Raw genomic sequence first — 16,446 nt, forward strand, 5'->3', positions numbered from 1 at the left:
CTACGCCGTATCGCTTGCTCCATCTGACACTCCTTCTCTTCATCGAAAAAGTGTCAACCTAATTCAGGACGGGTCATAGAGAATAGAAAAGCCACTGGAAAGTGGCTTTTTTATTGCTGGATGTTATTTCGCCAGCAGCGGTTTCAATTCCGGCCAGACATTGTTCAATATGATCGGATGCGCCTGCGCTACAGGATGCATGCGGTCGGCCTGGAACATGTCCGGTTTGTCGGCGACGCCGTCGAGCAGGAACGGAACCAGCGGCACCTTGGCCTGTTTGGCCAGCATCGGATAAAGGGCAAAGAATTTTTCGGTGTAGTCGCGGCCATAGTTGGGCGGAATCCGCATGCCCACCAGCAGCACTTTTGCTTTCGCTTGCTGCGCGGCGCTGATCATCGCGCGCAGGTTGCTTTCTGTGGCGTTCAGTTGCAGGCCGCGCAGGGCATCGTTAGCGCCCAGCTCGATGATGACAATGTCCGGCCGTTGCAGGAGCAGCGCCGGCAAGCGCGTTTTGCCGCCGCTGCTGGTTTCGCCGCTGATGCTGGCGTTGACGACGCTGCCGCCAAGGTTTTCTGTCTTCAGGCGCTGCTGCAGCAAGGACACCCAGCCGCTGCCGCGCGCCAGTCCGTATTCCGCGGAAAGGCTATCGCCTAACACCAGTATCGATTTTGATGCAGAATAGGCATTGTTCGTCCATACTAGGCCGAGCAGGCCAAGCAGCAAGGCGGCAAGCCGCAAGCCAACGCCGAATTTGCGGCGCCAGCCCTCGGCCAGGTCCTGAAAACCATTCCCCAACCCGGAGTCGATAATCTGCATGCATCAGTCCTCTTCTGTTAATCCTGCAATGGCCCCAGCCATAGACGTCCAGCGCTTGACCAAGCGTGTTGCCGACGCCAGCGGCGAGCTGGTAATTCTCGATGATATCAATTTTAACGTCCAGGGCGGTACAACGCTGGCGATAGTCGGCGCTTCCGGTTCCGGCAAATCGACCTTGCTGGGCTTGCTGGCCGGGCTGGACACGCCATCGTCGGGCACGGTGCACATCGACGGCAGCGATATCTTTGCCCTGGACGAGGATGGCCGCGCCGGCTTGCGCAAGGAAAAGCTGGGCTTCGTTTTCCAGTCTTTCCAGTTGCTGAGCCATTTGAGCGCGCTGGAAAATGTCATGCTGCCGCTCGAACTGCGCGGCGACAGGGATGCCAAAGGGAAGGCGCAGGCCAAGCTGGAACGGGTCGGCCTGGGGTCGCGCCTGCAGCACTATCCGAAATACCTGTCGGGCGGTGAACAGCAGCGGGTGGCGCTGGCGCGTGCTTTCGTCACCGAGCCGCCGCTCTTGTTCGCCGACGAGCCTACCGGCAGCCTCGACGCGGCTACCGGCGATGCGGTGATCCAGCTGATGTTCGACCTGAACCAGGAACGCGGCTCAACGCTGGTGCTGGTGACGCACGATACCTCGATCGCCATGCAGTGCCGCCAGACCATCACGATTGCCGCCGGCCGCCTGCTGCGCCCGGGCGATACCAGCGCTGCCGATGCGCAGATATTTCAATAAGCGAAGAAAGTGGAGGGTAGTGCATGTCGGCTTGGCTTTCAGTAACAAAGGCTGTGCTTCCGTATATCAGCGACATCATTTCCGTGGCGGCGCCGGTGTTCACCCGGCGCAAAGGCAATACGGAAGAGAGCCGGCTGCAGATCTTGCAGCAGCAGGTAAGCGAACTGCAGGCAGCGTCGCTGCAAAATGTCGGCGACATCAAGGCGCTTGCCGAGCAATTCAAGACCGCGCTGCCATTGCTTGAGCAGGAAATGCGGCAAGAGGCGCTGCAAGCCGACGCAAAATCGAAGCGCGCCAGCGTGCTGTGCGGACTGGCGCTGAGCCTCAGCGCGCTGGCCCTGGTGGTCGCCTTCACGGCTTTGCTGAGTACATGACCGGCCGAGAATAAGACAGGACGAAAGAATATGGATCGCTTGCAGTCAATGCGGGTTTTTGCGAAGGTAGTGGAGCAGGGCAGCTTTGTCGCCGCCGCCCAGGTGCTGGACATGTCGAATGCGGTGGTCACGCGCCTGGTGGCCGACCTGGAAAACCATCTCGGGATCCGCCTGCTGCACCGCTCGACGCGCCGCATGGCGCTGACCGAACCGGGCCAGGCTTACCTGGAGCGGGTGCAGCAGATCCTGGATGAAATCGATGAAGCGGAAGCTGCTGCTTCCGTGCTGTCGACCAAGCCAGCCGGCACCTTGCACATCTATTCGCAGATCGGTTTTGGCCAGACCCAGCTGGCGCGCCTGCTGCCGCTATACTCGAAGCAGTATCCCGATGTGCGGCTGGATGTGACCTTGTCGGACCGTACCGTCGACCTGATCGAGGAAGGTTTTGACGTCGGCATTTTTTCGGTCAACCAGAAATTCGACGCCGGCATGGTGGCGCGCCAGCTGGGCATCGCGGAAGTGCTGCTGTGCGCCTCGCCGGCTTATATTGCCGAACATGGCGTGCCGCAGACGCCGGAGGAACTGGCGCAGCATTCATGCCTCAATTTTTCCATGGAACATCTGCGCCACCACTGGACCTTCCAGTCGGAGCAAGGCGCCTCGGTCATCCCGATCACCAGCAAGGTGATGTCGAACAATACCGATTTGCTGCGCCAGTGCTTGCTGGCAGGGATGGGAATCGCCATGCGCACTTCGTACACGCTGGGCGACGATATGGTGGCGGGACGCGTGGTGCGGGTGCTGCCCGATTACCAGATCAACAAGGTGGCCGTACGCCTGGTCTATCCCAGCCGGCGCCTGCTGTCGGCCAAGGTGCGCAGTTTTGTCGATTTCATGATGGCGCAGTTTCCGCATCCGGATTGCGACCCCTGGCTGGCGTCCTAGGGCCTGTTGACATTCAATTTGGGAGATGCGTTCAAACCAGAACGTGTGCTGAACAGGCCTTAGATATCTGCCAGGCGCCGCAACAGATTGGCTTCCAGCTGCCAATGACGGCGTTCCGTGCTGCTCTGGGCTTCGGCCTGCAGCTCAGGGGTGCTCTTTTCCATTTGCGCCAGCAGGATTCTTTCGGCCAGTCGCAAGTCCATTTCCACCGGCCCCAGGAACGCCACGACGTCGCCGCGCTGGATCAGCAGGGTAGGGAAATTGTCGACGTCAAGGTCGCCGATCAGTTCTGCCTGGTCTTCGATATCGATCCAGACGAATTGCACATGCGGATGGCGTTGCGCCAGCGCCGTGAAGTTCGCGAAATATTCCCGGCAGCTGCCGCACCAGGCAGCGCACAGGCAAGCTGCCACCCAGCCACCCTCGGCCAGGGTGGCGGCAAGTTCTTGGTGATTGTCGTTATCGAGAGTGAGGATCAGCATTCGCGACATTTTACAGCGAGTGTGCTGGATCTTGCATGAATACCCTCGGTTTGCCGGTTCCCGGGACCTTTGCCGCAGGATTAGCCCGGCCAATCGCGCAGAGTGCAGCCGAAGCGGCGTCGAGCGCGGTAAAATACGGCCCATGCAGACCATTCTTGCCATTGAAACATCTACCGAACTGGCCTCCGCCGCCTTGTTGCGCGACGGCCAGGTGACTACCCGCGAATCGGCGGGCGTCCAGACCCATTCCCTTGCCATCCTGCCGATGGTGCAAGACTTGCTGGCCGCGGCCGGGATCAGCCTGGCCCAGTGCGACGCGCTGGCGTTCGGGGTCGGTCCCGGCTCCTTCACGGGGGTGCGCACCGCCTGCGGCATCGTGCAAGGACTGGCGTTCGGCGCCGACCTGCCGGTGTTGCCGGTAGTGACGCTGGCTGCCATGGCGCAGGCCTGCCGCGACCTCAATGGCGCCGGTGAAGTGCTGGCGGTGCTGGATGCGCGCATGGGCGAAGTCTACTGGGCCCAATATCGCTTTACCGGCGGTGGCTGGCAGGCGATTGTGGAGCCGGCTTTGTCGGCGCCGTCGCAGGTATTGCCCCTGCCGGTGCAAAGCGGCGTGCTGCAAGCCTGCGGCAATGGCCTGGCGGCATATCCGGAAGCGTTTTCCGCGGCGCCGTTCGCGGCCGGCGGCTTGCCGGCGGTGATGCCGAACGCGCGCCAGATCGCCCAATTGGGCAGCGTTGCGCTGGCCCAGGGCGGGGGCTTGAGCGCGGTGCAGGCCCAGCCATTGTATTTGCGTAACAAGGTAGCGCTCACCACCGCCGAGCGCGCCGCCAAGGTGAACCCATGAACGCCAATGCACGGCCAGCGGCCGGCCTGTTGCGGCCGCTGGCGTTTGCCGCCATGCGTATCGAAGACCTGGATGAGGTGCTGGCGATCGAAAAGGCGGTGTATTCGCATCCCTGGACCCATGGCAATTTTGTCGATTCGATCCAGAGCGGTTATCAATGCTGGGTATTGCGCGATGCCGGGCATGCCTTGCTCGGCTATTTTTTCATGATGCAGGCGCTGGACGAGGCGCATCTGCTCAATATCAGCGTGCATGGCGACATGCAGCGGCGCGGCATCGGCAAGATGCTGCTCGATAAGGTATGCCTCCTGGCGCATCAGCAGCAGATGCAGTCGGTGTTGCTGGAAGTGCGGCCGTCGAATACGCGCGCGATTGCGATCTACCAGCGCTACGGTTTTGTCGAGATCGGCCGCCGCCGCGATTATTATCCTGCCGCCGGAGACAAGCGTGAAGAAGCCATCGTCATGAGGCTGCCGTTATGAGCGAGATGAGCAGGCGCAGCGTTTTCCTCGACGAGATAGGCCTCGGCCCGCTGTGGCTGCGGCGCGATGGCGGCGCCGGCTTGGCAGGCGCAGAACTGATCGAAGCGGATGTGGCGCCGGCGCAGGAAATTCCTGCCGCGCCGGTGCAGCAGGTCGAGCCGATGGCGAGTCGCGTGCCGGATAATGCTGCGGTTTCAGCCTGGGCCGATGCCGAACCGATATCCGTGCCGCAGGCAGCTGTCCAGGCAGGAATTCCCACCGGCGCGATGGATTGGGGACAGTTGCAGAAGGCAGTGGCAGGCTGCACCGCTTGCGGTCTTTGCCAAGGACGCAAGAATACCGTGTTCGGTGTCGGCGACAGCAAGGCCAAATGGCTGTTCATCGGCGAAGGTCCCGGACGCAACGAGGATATCCAGGGCGAGCCGTTCGTCGGTCCGGCCGGTAAACTGCTCGACAATATCCTGCTGGCGATGGGCTTGAAGCGTGGCGAAAACGCGTACATCGCCAATATCGTCAAGTGCCGCCCGACCGACGGCACCGGCCGCGACCGGCCGCCGGCGGCGGACGAAGTGGCGGCCTGCCTGCCGTATCTGCAGCGCCAGATCGAGTTGATCCAGCCAACCATCCTGGTCGCGCTGGGCAAGACCGCCGCCTTGTCCCTGCTGGGACTGGATCCCGCCACCCCGGTTTCCAAACTGCGCGGCTCCGTGCATCGCTACGCCGACCGTCCTCTGGTGGTGACCTATCACCCGGCTTATCTGCTGCGCCAGCTGGGCGACAAAGGCAAGGTCTGGAGCGACCTGTGCCTGGCCATGAGCACGTATGCCAACGCCGGCGAATGATTCTTCCGCGGCGCGCGCCGGCGCTTGCCAGCAACAATTTCACCAGCGCTGGAACCATCTGTCCGATCCGCACGTCAGGGCGCTGGCTTGGCTGCTGGATGCGCCCGACCTGCTTGATCCCCTGGCCGCGCAGTGGCAAGGAAAAATCGCCAGCTACGCTGACGCCGACCTGGCTGCATGGCTGAGCACGCTGGAGCAGGCGCCGGAAAAATTGCAGGCGTTGCACCGCCATATCGGCAGTTTGCCGTCGACGCGCCTGGGCCTGTATGCGGAAAAACTGATGGCGTTTTATTTTGCGCAGCGGCAGATGCTGGTGGCGCACAGCGTGCAGGTCAGGGCCAGCAAAAACGACACCATAGGCGAATTCGATTTCCTGCTGCGGCTGAACGGCGACCTGGTCCACTGGGAGTTCGCGACCAAGTTCTATCTGCTGGAGACTGGCGGCGGCAGCTTGCAGCCGGACGATTTCCTTGGCCCCAACCTGGCCGATTCGCTGGGCGCCAAAATGCAAAAGATCCTGCAACGCCAGCTGGTGCTGTCGCAGCATCCGGCATCGCAGATACACCTGAGCGAGCCGGTCGCTTCGGCCCAGGCACTGGTCAAGGGCTGGCTGTTTTATCAGGATGAAGATTTGCTGCCGCCGGCGGCGCTCGGGGTATCCGCAGGGGCTTGCCGCGGTTATTGGCGCAAGCTCTCTGCGTTGCGGCTGGACCAGTCAGCCTTGTACCTGGCATTGCCGCGCCAGCGCTGGCTGGCGCCGGCAAAAGTCGCGCTTGGACACGCGCTCAGCGCGGCAGACGCGCAACAGGCCTTGTCGCAGCATTTTGCCGGCGATGCCGCACCGGTGCTGCTGGCGACCTTGCGCGCCGAGGATGGGCATGGGCTGGAAATCGACCGAGGTTTTGTGGTGCCGGACGACTGGGCGGAGCGGGCGGCGGCCCAGCGTCATGCAAGGATGGGCGACCAAGGCTGATCGCTGCCTGGATTTTTCTGCCGGTGTTAGTGCTTGGTTTCGCCAATCAAGGCCAGCGAATCATGTTCGCGCTGGTTGGCCGCATGCTTGCGCATGATGAGAAACATGATGCAGGCGACAAACGAGCCAAACAGGAGGATGACGATATTGACATCCAGGTCGATCTTGATCATCAGCGCATACAGCACCAGCATGGTCAGCACCGACAGGTTTTCATTGAAGTTCTGCACCGCGATCGAATGGCCGGCGCTCATCAGCACATGGCCGCGATGCTGCAGCAGCGCATTCATCGGCACCACGAAATAACCCGACAAGGCGCCGATAATGATCAGCAGCGGGTAAGCGACCCATACCGAATGCACCACGGTCATGGCCATCACCACCAGGCCCATCACGATGCCCATCGGCATGACGGTCAGCGATTTTTTCAGCGGGATCATGCGCGCTGCGGCGCCGGCGCCGATCGCCACGCCAAACGCCACCACGCCTTGCAGGATGGCAGCCTTGTCGAGCGGCATGCCGAGCGACTTCTCGGCCCATTTCAATACGATGAACTGCAAGGTTGCGCCGGCGCCCCAGAACAGGGTGGTCACGGCCAGCGAAATCTGCCCCAGCTTGTCTTTCCACAGGATCGCGTTGCAATTGGCGAAATCGACGATCAGCTTGCTCGGCCTGCGCTGCTGGTGCGGATAGCGGGCGCCGGTGTCGGGGATTTTCAGGTTGAAGACGGTAGCGATCAGGTACAGCATGCCGATCACCATCAGCGCCGCATGGGTCGGCGTGTTCAGGTGCCAGTTGATGATGGGGATGTGCCATTGCAGCAAGATGGAAACGACATGGGGACTGACCAGGGCGCCGCCGAGGACCGTGCCGAGGATGATCGAAGCCATGGTCAAGCCTTCGATCCAGCCGTTGGCGGCCACCAGTTTTTCCGCCGGCAACAATTCAGTGAGGATGCCATATTTGGCAGGCGAATATGCCGCTGCGCCGAAGCCGACCACGCCATACGCGATCAGGGGATGGACATCGGCAAACATCATCAGGCAGCCGGCGATCTTGATCATGTTGGTGATGAACATCACCCGGCCTTTGGGCAGCGAATCGGCAAAAGCGCCGACAAAAGCAGCTAACAGCACGTAAGACAGGACAAAAAACAGTTTCAGCAGCGGCGTCATCCAGCCGGGCGAGGACATTTCAGCCAGTAAGGCGATTGCCGCTATGAGCAGTGCGTTGTCGGCCAGCGAAGAAAAAAACTGCGCTGCCATGATGGTGTAAAAACCGCGATTCATCCGCATCCCAGAATGTAACAATGTGTCCCCGGCCTGCTTTATACCATGAAAATATGACCGATTCGTGATTATGAGAGATGCAAAAGAGAAAACGTTCCGTCGAATTATGGGGATTGCCGATCCATCGCCGGCGGTGCATCCGGTAAAATAGAACGCTCTACGAATCTTCACAAATTCCGCACATTCATGCCCAGACCCCTAGTCGCCACCATAGACATTTCTGCATTGCATCACAACCTGCGTATTGCCAAATCGCATGCGCCCGGCGCGAAAATCTGGGCGGTGGTCAAGGCCAATGCCTACGGGCATGGCCTGGAGCGCGGCGTACGCGGTTTTGCGGAAGCGGACGGACTGGCGCTGATCGAACCGGAAAACGCGCTGCGCCTGCGCGAGCTGGGCTGGCAAAAACCGATCTTGCTGCTGGAAGGCATTTTCGACGCCGTCGACCTTGAAACCGTAGTGCGGGCCAGGCTCGATTTTGCCGTGCATTGCAACGAGCAGATCATCTGGCTGGAGCAGGCCGCGCTGAAGGGGCCGCTGGACATCCACCTGAAGATGAACAGCGGCATGAACCGGCTCGGCTTCAAGCCGGAGGCTTATCGCGCTGCCTACCAGCGCTTGCAGGCGATTCCCGCCGTGCGCAAGATCACGCTCATGACCCATTTTGCCAATGCCGACGATCCGCTCAATCCTGGTTTGCCGCTGCAGCAGCAGGTGCAGCAGTTCGAGCAGGGCGTCTCGGGCCTGAGCGGCGAACGCAGCATCGCCAATTCCGCCGCCGACCTGATGCATCCGGAGCTGAAGTCGGATTGGGTGCGGCCGGGCATCATGCTGTACGGCGCCACGCCCGGCGGCGCCAGCGCCGCACAGTTCGGCCTGAAACCGGCGATGACGCTCAGCAGCAAGATCATCGGCGTGCAGCGCATCGGCGCCGGCGAGGCGATCGGCTACGGCAGCCGCTTCGTCGCCTCGGCGCCGATGCTCATCGGCGCGGTCGCCTGCGGCTACGCCGACGGCTATCCGCGCCATGCGCCGAACGGTACGCCGGTATTGGTCAATGGCGTGCGCACCGCCACCGTCGGCCGGGTATCGATGGACATGTTCTCGGTTGACCTCACCGCTGTGCCAGGGGCCGGGATCGGCAGCACGGTAACCTTGTGGGGCGACGGCCTGCCGGTCGACGAGGTCGCGCATGCGGCCGGCACCATCGGATATGAACTGCTGTGCGCTTTGGCTCCACGGGTTAAAGTGATGGACTTGTAATCGTCATTGCAGGTCCGCCCGCCGCCAGGGATAGTAAGTCCACCACCAACTTGATTGCAGAACCGCATGGCCAAAGCTAAAACCAATTACACCTGTACCGAATGCGGCGGCGTCGCCAATAAATGGACCGGCCAGTGCCCCTCTTGCGGGCAATGGAACACGCTGGTGGAAACCATCGTGGAGGCGGTCGGCAACCGTTTCTCCAACCAGCACCAGGGCCTGGCGCAGACAGCGCCGGTGATGACCCTGGCCGACATCGAAGCGATCGACGTGCCGCGTTTCGGCACCGGGATCGAGGAATTCGACCGCGTGCTGGGCGGCGGCCTGGTAGCCGGCGGCGTGGTGCTGATCGGCGGCGATCCGGGCATCGGCAAGTCGACCTTGCTGCTGCAAGCGCTGGCGAACCTGTCGAAACTGAAAAAAGTGCTGTATGTGAGCGGCGAGGAATCCGGCGCGCAAATCGCGCTGCGCGCCAAACGGCTGGCGGTGGACGCCAAGGATCTGAAGCTGCAGGCTGAAATCCAGCTGGAAAAAATCCTCAATACCCTGGTAGAGCACAAGCCTGAAGTGGCGGTTATCGATTCGATCCAGACCGTCTACTCGGATGCGCTCAGTTCGGCTCCCGGGTCGGTGGCCCAGGTGCGAGAATGCGCGGCGCAGCTGACGCGGGTTGCCAAGCAGTCCGGCATCACCATCATCATGGTCGGCCACGTGACCAAGGAAGGCGCTTTGGCGGGGCCGCGCGTGCTTGAGCATATCGTCGACACGGTGTTGTACTTCGAGGGCGATACCCATTCCAGTTTCCGCCTGGTGCGTGCGTTCAAGAACCGTTTCGGCGCGGTCAACGAGCTTGGCGTGTTTGCCATGACTGAAAAGGGCTTGAAGGGCGTGTCCAATCCGTCGGCGCTGTTCCTGTCGCAGCATGACAACCAGGTGCCCGGCTCCTGCGTGATGGTGACGCAGGAAGGCACCCGGCCGCTGCTGGTGGAAATACAGGCGCTGGTCGACGCCTCGCACGTGCCGAACGCACGCCGCCTGTCGGTGGGGTTGGAGCAGAACCGATTGGCCATGCTGCTGGCGGTGCTGCATCGCCATGCCGGCATTGCCGCTTTCGACCAGGACGTGTTCATCAATGCCGTCGGCGGCGTCAAGATCACCGAACCGGCAGCCGACCTGGCGGTGCTGCTGGCGATCAACTCATCGATGCGCAACCGGCCGCTGCCGCGCGGCCTGGTGGTGTTCGGCGAAGTTGGCCTGGCGGGCGAAATCCGGCCGGCGCCGCGCGGCCAGGAGCGCCTGCGCGAAGCCGCCAAGCTGGGATTTTCCATCGCCATGATTCCCAAGGCAAACATGCCCAAACAAGAGATCGAAGGTTTGAAAGTGATCGGCGTCGAACGTATCGATGACGCTTTGAGCAAGATACGCGACGCTGAGTAAATGGCAGGATTGCCGTGAATATCGAATAATCCTGTGTTCCCAAATACATTCTGGTAAAGGTCACCCATATGAAAACCAAAGCAGCCATTGCATGGAAAGCCGGTCAGCCGCTGACTATCGAAGAAGTCGAACTGGGCGGCCCGCGCGCCGGCGAGGTGCTGGTCGAGATCAAGGCGACCGGCATCTGCCATACCGACTATTACACGTTGTCCGGCGCCGATCCTGAAGGTATTTTCCCTTCCATCCTGGGCCATGAAGGCGCCGGCGTGGTGGTCGATGTCGGGCCTGACGTCAAGAGCCTGAAAAAGGACGACCACGTGATTCCGCTGTACACGCCGGAGTGCCGCCAGTGCAAATTCTGCCTGTCGCAGAAAACCAACCTGTGCCAGTCGATCCGTTCGACCCAGGGCCGCGGCCTGATGCCGGACGCCACCAGCCGCTTTTCGATCGACGGCAAGCCGATTTTCCACTACATGGGCACTTCGACTTTTTCCAACTACATCGTGGTGCCGGAAATCGCCCTGGCCAAGATTCGCGAGGATGCGCCGTTCGACAAGGTTTGCTACATCGGCTGCGGCGTCACTACCGGCGTCGGCGCGGTGCTGTTCACCGCCAAGGTGGAAGCAGGCGCCAACGTGGTGGTGTTCGGCCTCGGCGGCATCGGCCTGAACGTGATCCAGGCGGCGCGCATGGTCGGCGCCGACAAGATCATCGGCGTCGACATCAACCCGGCGCGCGAAGCGATGGCGCGCAAGTTCGGCATGACCCATTTCATCAACGCCAATGAAGTCGAGAACGTGGTCGACGCCATCGTCGGCCTGACCGACGGCGGCGCCGACTACAGCTTTGAATGCATAGGCAACACCACCACCATGCGCCAGGCGCTGGAATGCTGCCACAAGGGCTGGGGCCAGTCGATCGTGATCGGTGTCGCTGCCGCCGGCCAGGAAATCAGCACCCGGCCGTTCCAGCTGGTGACCGGGCGCGTCTGGAAGGGCTCGGCTTTCGGCGGCGCCCGCGGCCGCACCGACGTGCCCAAGATCGTCGACTGGTATATGGATGGCAAGCTGAACATCGATGATTTGATCACGCACCGCCTGCCGCTGGAGCGTATCAATGAAGGCTTCGACCTGATGAAGAGCGGCGAATCGATACGTTCGGTGGTGATCTACTGATGGAGCTGATCAGCGAACACGCCTGTTTCGGCGGCACGCAAGGGTTTTACCGCCATGCCTCGGCCGAAATCGGCCTGCCGATGCGTTTTTCGGTGTTCCAGCCGCCGCAAGCCAAATCGGCGCCGGTGCCGGTCCTGTTTTACCTGGCCGGGCTGACATCCACCGAAGAGACTTTCATGATCAAGGCCGGCGCGCAACGCTATGCGGCGCAGCACGGCATCATGCTGGTGGCGCCCGACACCAGCCCGCGCGATACCGGCATCGCAGGAGCCGACGCCAGCTGGGATTTCGGCCACGGCGCCGGCTTTTACCTGGATGCGACGCAAGCGCCATGGGCAGCGCATTTCCGGATGTACTCTTATATATTGCATGAGTTGCGGCAAACCATCGTGCAAAAGTTTCCGGCGCAGGCCGGCAACATCGGCGTCTTCGGCCATTCGATGGGCGGCCATGGGGCGCTGGTGCTGGCCTTGCGCAATCCGGATGTGTTTCGTTCGGTATCGGCGTTTGCACCGATTGCCGCACCCAGCCACTGCCCATGGGGGCAGAAAGCGTTCGGCAATTACCTGGGGGCAGACCAGGCGGCATGGCAGGATTACGACGCCACGCAACTGATGCTGAACTTGCCGCAGCCGTTTCCGCAAGAGATCTTGATCGACCAGGGCCTGGGCGATAAATTCCTGGCCGAGCAGTTATTGCCGGAACGGTTTGAAGCTGCTTGCGCGCAGGCCGGGCAAAAGCTGACGCTGCGCCGCCACGCGGCTTATGACCATGGCTATTATTTTATTTCGACCTTGATCGAAGATCACCTGGCGTTCCACCAGCGGATACTGGGCACGGCATCCTGAGCCGAAAAAAAGCCCCGCCTGGCTTGGCGGGGCTTTTACATTGTCATTTCCGATCTTATTCGGCGGCCCTGGCGCCGTCGCGCCGCCTGGAAACCAGCCAGCCTCCGCCCAGCACCACGACGAAACCAATCACGTAAGCGGCATAGTTCAATCCCGGAACGCTGTTCCACAGCGGCTGCGCGATTGGCTCGGTGACGATCATGTGCATCGCTGTATACACCAGGATTGCCGCGCCGATAAAGATCGTGACCGGGAAGCGTTCTATCAGCTTCAGCGCCAGGGTCGAGCCCCAGACCATGATAGGCACCGAAATCAGCAGGCCGATAATCACCAGCGCCATGCTGCCCTTGGCGGCGCCGGCCACTCCCAGCACGTTGTCGATGCCCATGACGGTGTCGGCGATGATGATGGTTTTCAGCGCGGCGGCCATGGTGGTGGCTTGCGCGCCATGCGCTTCGCCGTCGTCCGACTGGGTCAGCAAGCGGTAGGCGATCCACAGCAGGGCGACGCCGCCAACCAGCAGCAAGCCTGGGATCTTGAGCAGCCACACCACGCCGATCGTCATCAGCACCCGGGTCACGACCGCGCCCATGGTGCCCCAGATGATGGCTTTGCGGCGCAGGTTGTCAGGCAGGTTGCGGGCCGCCATCGCAATCACGATGGCGTTGTCGCCGGCCAGCACGAGGTCGATGACGACGATCGCCAGCAGCGCCGCGAAGAAGGCGCCGGCATTCCAGTCGGCCATGCCCAGCATTGAAAGTAAACCAGAAAAATCCATAAAGTCTCCAACAGGGTTAACGATTAACCTCAGGCATGGACGACAACAGGAGTGGTGAGGAGCCAATCTGGAAAATTGGGCGACACATTGCCTGCATGGAATCCATGCTGACAAAGGTCTTGCTCAACAGCGATGCTGCCAAGGTAACCGGGTGCAGGCGTTGTGCCTGTTCCGTGATGACGACTACCTTGCAAAACATTGGGCGACCCGTAAACCTACGTGTCATGCAACATTCAGGAGCTACTCCCCTTTGAGAGGGCGTCGCACGCGCGTTGCCGTGCGACTGGGCGTGATTATATACCAGTTTCCAAAAGCAAGGAATCAGCCGTGGCGCCAGTAGTCGGGCTGGGCATAGGCGCGCCGCAGGAAGTCGACAAACACCCGGATGCGCAAGGGCAGGTGGCGGCGCTGCGCGAACACCGCGTAGATATCGTTGCCGGGCGCGGCAAATTCGTCCAGCACCGTGACCAGCTTGCCGGATTCGATCTCGCTGCCGACTTCCCACATCGAGCGCCAGGCCAGTCCCTTGCCGGCCAGCGCCCAGTCATGCAGTACCTGGCCATCGTTGCAGACCATGTTGCCGGCCACCCGGACGGTAACGGTCTTGCCGTTCTGGCGGAAGCTCCAGCCGCGCTGGCTGCCTTCGCTGCTGATCGCCAGGCAATTGTGCTTTTGCAGGTCGTCGACCGTGAGCGGCCTGCCATGGCGCTTGATATAGGCAGGAGAGGCCACCACGATACGCTTGTTGTCCGCCAGCTTGGCGCCGACCAGCGACGAATCCGACAGCGAGGCGATGCGGATGGCGACGTCTATCCCTTCGCCGATCAGGTCGACCACGCGGTCGTTCAGGTTGAGCGTAAGGGTGACGTCGCGGTGTTCGGTGAGGAAAGAGGGCATCAGCGGCGCCACGTGCTGGCGGCCGAAACCGGCCGGCGCCGAAATCAGCAGGTGGCCGCTGGCATGGGCGCTGCGTTCCGAGACCGCCGATTCGGCGTTTTCCAGGTCGGACAGGATGCGCTGGCAGTCTTCGAGGAAGGCTTCGCCTTCGTTGGTCAGGGCGATTTTGCGGGTGGTGCGTTGCAAAAGCTTCACGCCGAGGCGTTCCTCTAACGCATCCAGGCGCCGGCCGATCATGGCAGGGGCGATCCCTTCGGCGCGCGCCGCCGCGGACAGGCTGCCCTTGGCGGCTACCTCGACAAAAGTGGAAATCTGCTTGAATTGATCCATGTCGCCGAACTGGTTTACTGGTTTGTTGAAGGCCGGAGCTATGGCTGACGCTATAATACGCCCACTTGTGACTAAAACGCATAGATCAAATGATAAATCGTTCCACCTATGATGATTTGGTTTAAATATACTATATAGCGTAAAAATTAGATAATGCCATTCAGGATTTAGCATATCCGGCATGGTAAAAAACAGAATGTAGCGCTGCACAATGGCTGGTGCAGCGAACTGGCCCAAGACACCAATCAATTCATAGAACCAACAGGAGTAAAGCATGACGCAACTGACACTGCCCGCCGGCATGGAAATCAAGGGCGCAATCGGCGCCGGATACGCAGAGATTCTGACCCCCGAAGCGCTGGCGCTGGTCGCCAAGCTGAGCCGCGCATTCGAAACGCGCCGTCAGGAATTGCTGGCTGTGCGGGTCGAGCGCGCCAAGCGCCTGGACGCCGGCGAGCGTCCGGACTTCCTGCCTGAAACCGCGCACATCCGCAACGGCGACTGGAAGATCGCGCCGATCCCGGCCGCGCTGGAATGCCGCCGCGTCGAAATTACCGGCCCGGTCGAGCGCAAGATGGTGATCAACGCCTTCAATTCCGGCGCCGACAGCTACATGACCGACTTCGAAGATTCGAACTCGCCGGTATGGGATAACCAGATCACCGGCCAGATCAACCTGCGCGACGCTATCCGCAAGACGATTTCGCTGGAACAGAACGGCAAGTCCTACAAACTGAACGACAAGGTGGCGACGCTGGTGGTCCGTCCGCGCGGCTGGCACCTGGATGAAAAGCACGTGCTGATCGACGGCAAGCGCGTCTCCGGCGGCATTTTCGATTTTGCGCTGTTCATGTTCCACAACGCCAAGGAACAGCTGGCGCGCGGCGCCGGTCCGTATTTCTACCTGCCGAAGCTGGAATCGCACCTGGAAGCGCGGCTGTGGAACGACATCTTCGTGATGACGCAAAACGAACTCGGCCTGCCGCAAGGCACGATCAAGGCAACGGTCCTGATCGAAACCATCCTGGCAGCTTTCGAAATGGATGAAATCCTGTACGAACTGCGCGAGCACAGCTCCGGCCTGAACGCCGGCCGCTGGGACTACATTTTCTCGTGCATCAAGAAATTCAAGCTGGACAAGGATTTCTGCCTGGCCGATCGCGCCAAGGTCACCATGACCGCGCCGTTCATGCGCTCGTACGCCTTGCTGCTGCTGAAAACCTGCCACAAGCGCAATGCGCCGGCGATCGGCGGCATGGCGGCGCTGATCCCGATCAAGAACGATCCCGAGAAGAACGACATCGCCATGGGCGGCGTGCGCGTCGACAAGGCGCGCGACGCCACCGACGGCTACGACGGCGGCTGGGTTGCCCACCCGGGCCTGGTCGAGCTGGCCATGACCGAATTCAAGAAGGTGCTGGGCGACAAGCCGAACCAGATCGGCAAGCAGCGCGAAGACGTCAACGTCAGCGCCGCCGACCTGCTCGACTTCAAGCCGGAAGCGCCGATCACCGAAGCCGGCCTGCGCTACAACATCAACGTCGGCATCCATTACCTGGGCGCCTGGCTGGCCGGCAACGGTTGCGTGCCGATCCATAACCTGATGGAAGATGCCGCCACGGCGGAAATCAGCCGTGCGCAAGTATGGCAATGGATCCGCTCGACCAAGGGCGTGCTCGACGACGGCAAGAAGGTGACCGCCGAGATGGTGGTCGCGATGATTCCGGAAGAGCTGGCCAAGGTCAAGGCGCTGGTTGGCGATGGCGCGACCTACGACCGCGCTGCCGAGATCTTCAAGGAAATGTCGACCTCGGCTTCGTTTGCCGAGTTCCTGACTTTGCCGCTGTACGAAGAAATCTAAATCCGCAGTCCGCCGGCGGCAAAGTAGCCTGCCTGGCAAAAAAGCCGATCGGAAGATCGGCTTTTTTTTCG

The 16,446-nt window shown here is 61.3% G+C and carries 17 protein-coding genes; 12 read left to right on the forward strand and 5 right to left on the reverse strand.

Annotated elements, in window-relative coordinates; genetic code table 11:
• Positions 1 to 123: 123 nt before the first annotated feature.
• A complete protein-coding gene (locus AC07RZ_RS19405; RefSeq protein WP_092393944.1) occupies positions 124 to 816 on the reverse strand; it encodes an arylesterase in 693 nt (230 codons plus the stop codon).
• Positions 817 to 844: 28 nt separating this feature from the next.
• Here AC07RZ_RS19405 and AC07RZ_RS19410 point away from each other — a divergent pair, with 28 nt between their 5' ends.
• From AC07RZ_RS19410 to AC07RZ_RS19420, 3 genes are read left to right on the forward strand one after another with little or no spacing between them, the layout of a single operon-like run.
• Complete coding sequence (locus AC07RZ_RS19410) at positions 845 to 1,552, forward strand: ABC transporter ATP-binding protein (protein ID WP_494669181.1); 708 nt, start codon at positions 845 to 847, stop codon at positions 1,550 to 1,552.
• Between the two features lie 53 nt (positions 1,553 to 1,605).
• Positions 1,606 to 1,926, forward strand: a complete 321-nt coding sequence (locus AC07RZ_RS19415; RefSeq protein ID WP_494669182.1) for a chemotaxis protein — start codon at positions 1,606 to 1,608, stop codon at positions 1,924 to 1,926.
• Positions 1,927 to 1,956: 30 nt separating this feature from the next.
• Positions 1,957 to 2,871 (forward strand): LysR family transcriptional regulator, encoded by a 915-nt coding sequence (locus AC07RZ_RS19420; protein WP_092393937.1) that lies wholly within the window; start codon positions 1,957 to 1,959, stop codon positions 2,869 to 2,871.
• A gap of 59 nt (positions 2,872 to 2,930) precedes the next feature.
• On the opposite strand, the gene AC07RZ_RS19425 is transcribed toward AC07RZ_RS19420, so the two are convergent.
• Positions 2,931 to 3,353, reverse strand: a complete 423-nt coding sequence (locus AC07RZ_RS19425; protein WP_494669183.1) for a thioredoxin family protein — start codon at positions 3,351 to 3,353, stop codon at positions 2,931 to 2,933.
• 142 nt (positions 3,354 to 3,495) lie between these two features.
• On the opposite strand from AC07RZ_RS19425, the gene tsaB reads away from it, so the two are divergent.
• Genes tsaB through AC07RZ_RS19445 form a run of 4 tightly spaced genes read left to right on the forward strand, consistent with a single transcriptional unit; the run spans position 3,496 to position 6,497 of the window.
• Positions 3,496 to 4,200: a tRNA (adenosine(37)-N6)-threonylcarbamoyltransferase complex dimerization subunit type 1 TsaB gene (gene tsaB / locus AC07RZ_RS19430; protein WP_494669184.1), complete on the forward strand. Its 705-nt coding sequence runs from the start codon at positions 3,496 to 3,498 to the stop codon at positions 4,198 to 4,200.
• Entirely contained in the window at positions 4,197 to 4,682 is a 486-nt protein-coding gene (rimI, locus tag AC07RZ_RS19435; protein WP_494669185.1) for a ribosomal protein S18-alanine N-acetyltransferase, read from the forward strand. Before tsaB ends, rimI begins: the two co-directional genes overlap by 4 nt.
• Entirely contained in the window at positions 4,679 to 5,524 is an 846-nt protein-coding gene (locus tag AC07RZ_RS19440) for a uracil-DNA glycosylase (protein ID WP_494669186.1), read from the forward strand. The genes rimI and AC07RZ_RS19440 overlap by 4 nt, the downstream gene beginning before the upstream one ends.
• Positions 5,505 to 6,497 carry a DUF1853 family protein gene (locus AC07RZ_RS19445; protein WP_494669187.1) on the forward strand — a complete coding sequence of 331 codons (993 nt, stop codon included), beginning with the start codon at positions 5,505 to 5,507 and terminating at the stop codon, positions 6,495 to 6,497. The genes AC07RZ_RS19440 and AC07RZ_RS19445 overlap by 20 nt, the downstream gene beginning before the upstream one ends.
• Positions 6,498 to 6,523: 26 nt before the next feature.
• On the opposite strand, the gene lplT is transcribed toward AC07RZ_RS19445, so the two are convergent.
• Entirely contained in the window at positions 6,524 to 7,786 is a 1,263-nt protein-coding gene (lplT, locus tag AC07RZ_RS19450) for a lysophospholipid transporter LplT (RefSeq protein ID WP_092393920.1), read from the reverse strand.
• Between the two features lie 186 nt (positions 7,787 to 7,972).
• Here lplT and alr point away from each other — a divergent pair, with 186 nt between their 5' ends.
• The 4 genes from alr (at position 7,973) to fghA (ending at position 12,509) form a co-directional block, all read left to right on the forward strand.
• Positions 7,973 to 9,049, forward strand: coding sequence for an alanine racemase (alr, locus tag AC07RZ_RS19455; RefSeq protein ID WP_494669188.1), 1,077 nt, complete (start codon positions 7,973 to 7,975; stop codon positions 9,047 to 9,049).
• Between the two features lie 66 nt (positions 9,050 to 9,115).
• Positions 9,116 to 10,486 carry a DNA repair protein RadA gene (gene radA / locus AC07RZ_RS19460; protein WP_092393914.1) on the forward strand — a complete coding sequence of 457 codons (1,371 nt, stop codon included), beginning with the start codon at positions 9,116 to 9,118 and terminating at the stop codon, positions 10,484 to 10,486.
• Positions 10,487 to 10,554: 68 nt separating this feature from the next.
• A complete protein-coding gene (locus tag AC07RZ_RS19465) occupies positions 10,555 to 11,661 on the forward strand; it encodes an S-(hydroxymethyl)glutathione dehydrogenase/class III alcohol dehydrogenase (protein WP_494669189.1) in 1,107 nt (368 codons plus the stop codon).
• Entirely contained in the window at positions 11,661 to 12,509 is an 849-nt protein-coding gene (fghA, locus tag AC07RZ_RS19470; RefSeq protein WP_494669190.1) for an S-formylglutathione hydrolase, read from the forward strand. Before AC07RZ_RS19465 ends, fghA begins: the two co-directional genes overlap by 1 nt.
• Before the next feature lie 55 nt (positions 12,510 to 12,564).
• Here fghA and AC07RZ_RS19475 read toward each other — a convergent pair whose 3' ends face one another.
• Positions 12,565 to 13,287, reverse strand: a complete 723-nt coding sequence (locus tag AC07RZ_RS19475; RefSeq protein WP_425458230.1) for a TerC family protein — start codon at positions 13,285 to 13,287, stop codon at positions 12,565 to 12,567.
• Positions 13,288 to 13,608: 321 nt separating this feature from the next.
• Positions 13,609 to 14,514: a LysR family transcriptional regulator gene (locus AC07RZ_RS19480; protein WP_494669191.1), complete on the reverse strand. Its 906-nt coding sequence runs from the start codon at positions 14,512 to 14,514 to the stop codon at positions 13,609 to 13,611.
• A gap of 274 nt (positions 14,515 to 14,788) precedes the next feature.
• Here AC07RZ_RS19480 and aceB point away from each other — a divergent pair, with 274 nt between their 5' ends.
• The gene (gene aceB, locus AC07RZ_RS19485; RefSeq protein ID WP_144736720.1) at positions 14,789 to 16,375 is read left to right on the forward strand and encodes a malate synthase A; all 1,587 of its coding nucleotides are present in this window, start codon (positions 14,789 to 14,791) and stop codon (positions 16,373 to 16,375) included.
• Positions 16,376 to 16,446: the final 71 nt, after the last annotated feature.

The sequence above is a fragment of the Collimonas sp. GW821-FHT07E08 genome, assembly GCF_059418905.1.

Excerpts from the sequence above, each read along its gene's own strand:
- AC07RZ_RS19425 (WP_494669183.1), bottom strand. The coding sequence starts at position 3,353 with ATGCTGATCCTCACTCTCGATAACGACAATCACCAAGAACTTGCCGCC.
- AC07RZ_RS19445 (WP_494669187.1), top strand. The coding sequence starts at position 5,505 with ATGCCAACGCCGGCGAATGATTCTTCCGCGGCGCGCGCCGGCGCTTGC.
- radA (WP_092393914.1), top strand. The coding sequence starts at position 9,116 with ATGGCCAAAGCTAAAACCAATTACACCTGTACCGAATGCGGCGGCGTC.
- fghA (WP_494669190.1), top strand. The coding sequence starts at position 11,661 with ATGGAGCTGATCAGCGAACACGCCTGTTTCGGCGGCACGCAAGGGTTT.
- AC07RZ_RS19420 (WP_092393937.1), top strand. The coding sequence starts at position 1,957 with ATGGATCGCTTGCAGTCAATGCGGGTTTTTGCGAAGGTAGTGGAGCAG.
- rimI (WP_494669185.1), top strand. The coding sequence starts at position 4,197 with ATGAACGCCAATGCACGGCCAGCGGCCGGCCTGTTGCGGCCGCTGGCG.
- tsaB (WP_494669184.1), top strand. The coding sequence starts at position 3,496 with ATGCAGACCATTCTTGCCATTGAAACATCTACCGAACTGGCCTCCGCC.
- AC07RZ_RS19405 (WP_092393944.1), bottom strand. The coding sequence starts at position 816 with ATGCAGATTATCGACTCCGGGTTGGGGAATGGTTTTCAGGACCTGGCC.
- lplT (WP_092393920.1), bottom strand. The coding sequence starts at position 7,786 with ATGAATCGCGGTTTTTACACCATCATGGCAGCGCAGTTTTTTTCTTCG.
- AC07RZ_RS19465 (WP_494669189.1), top strand. The coding sequence starts at position 10,555 with ATGAAAACCAAAGCAGCCATTGCATGGAAAGCCGGTCAGCCGCTGACT.
- alr (WP_494669188.1), top strand. The coding sequence starts at position 7,973 with ATGCCCAGACCCCTAGTCGCCACCATAGACATTTCTGCATTGCATCAC.
- AC07RZ_RS19440 (WP_494669186.1), top strand. The coding sequence starts at position 4,679 with ATGAGCGAGATGAGCAGGCGCAGCGTTTTCCTCGACGAGATAGGCCTC.
- AC07RZ_RS19410 (WP_494669181.1), top strand. The coding sequence starts at position 845 with ATGGCCCCAGCCATAGACGTCCAGCGCTTGACCAAGCGTGTTGCCGAC.
- aceB (WP_144736720.1), top strand. The coding sequence starts at position 14,789 with ATGACGCAACTGACACTGCCCGCCGGCATGGAAATCAAGGGCGCAATC.
- AC07RZ_RS19475 (WP_425458230.1), bottom strand. The coding sequence starts at position 13,287 with ATGGATTTTTCTGGTTTACTTTCAATGCTGGGCATGGCCGACTGGAAT.
- AC07RZ_RS19480 (WP_494669191.1), bottom strand. The coding sequence starts at position 14,514 with ATGGATCAATTCAAGCAGATTTCCACTTTTGTCGAGGTAGCCGCCAAG.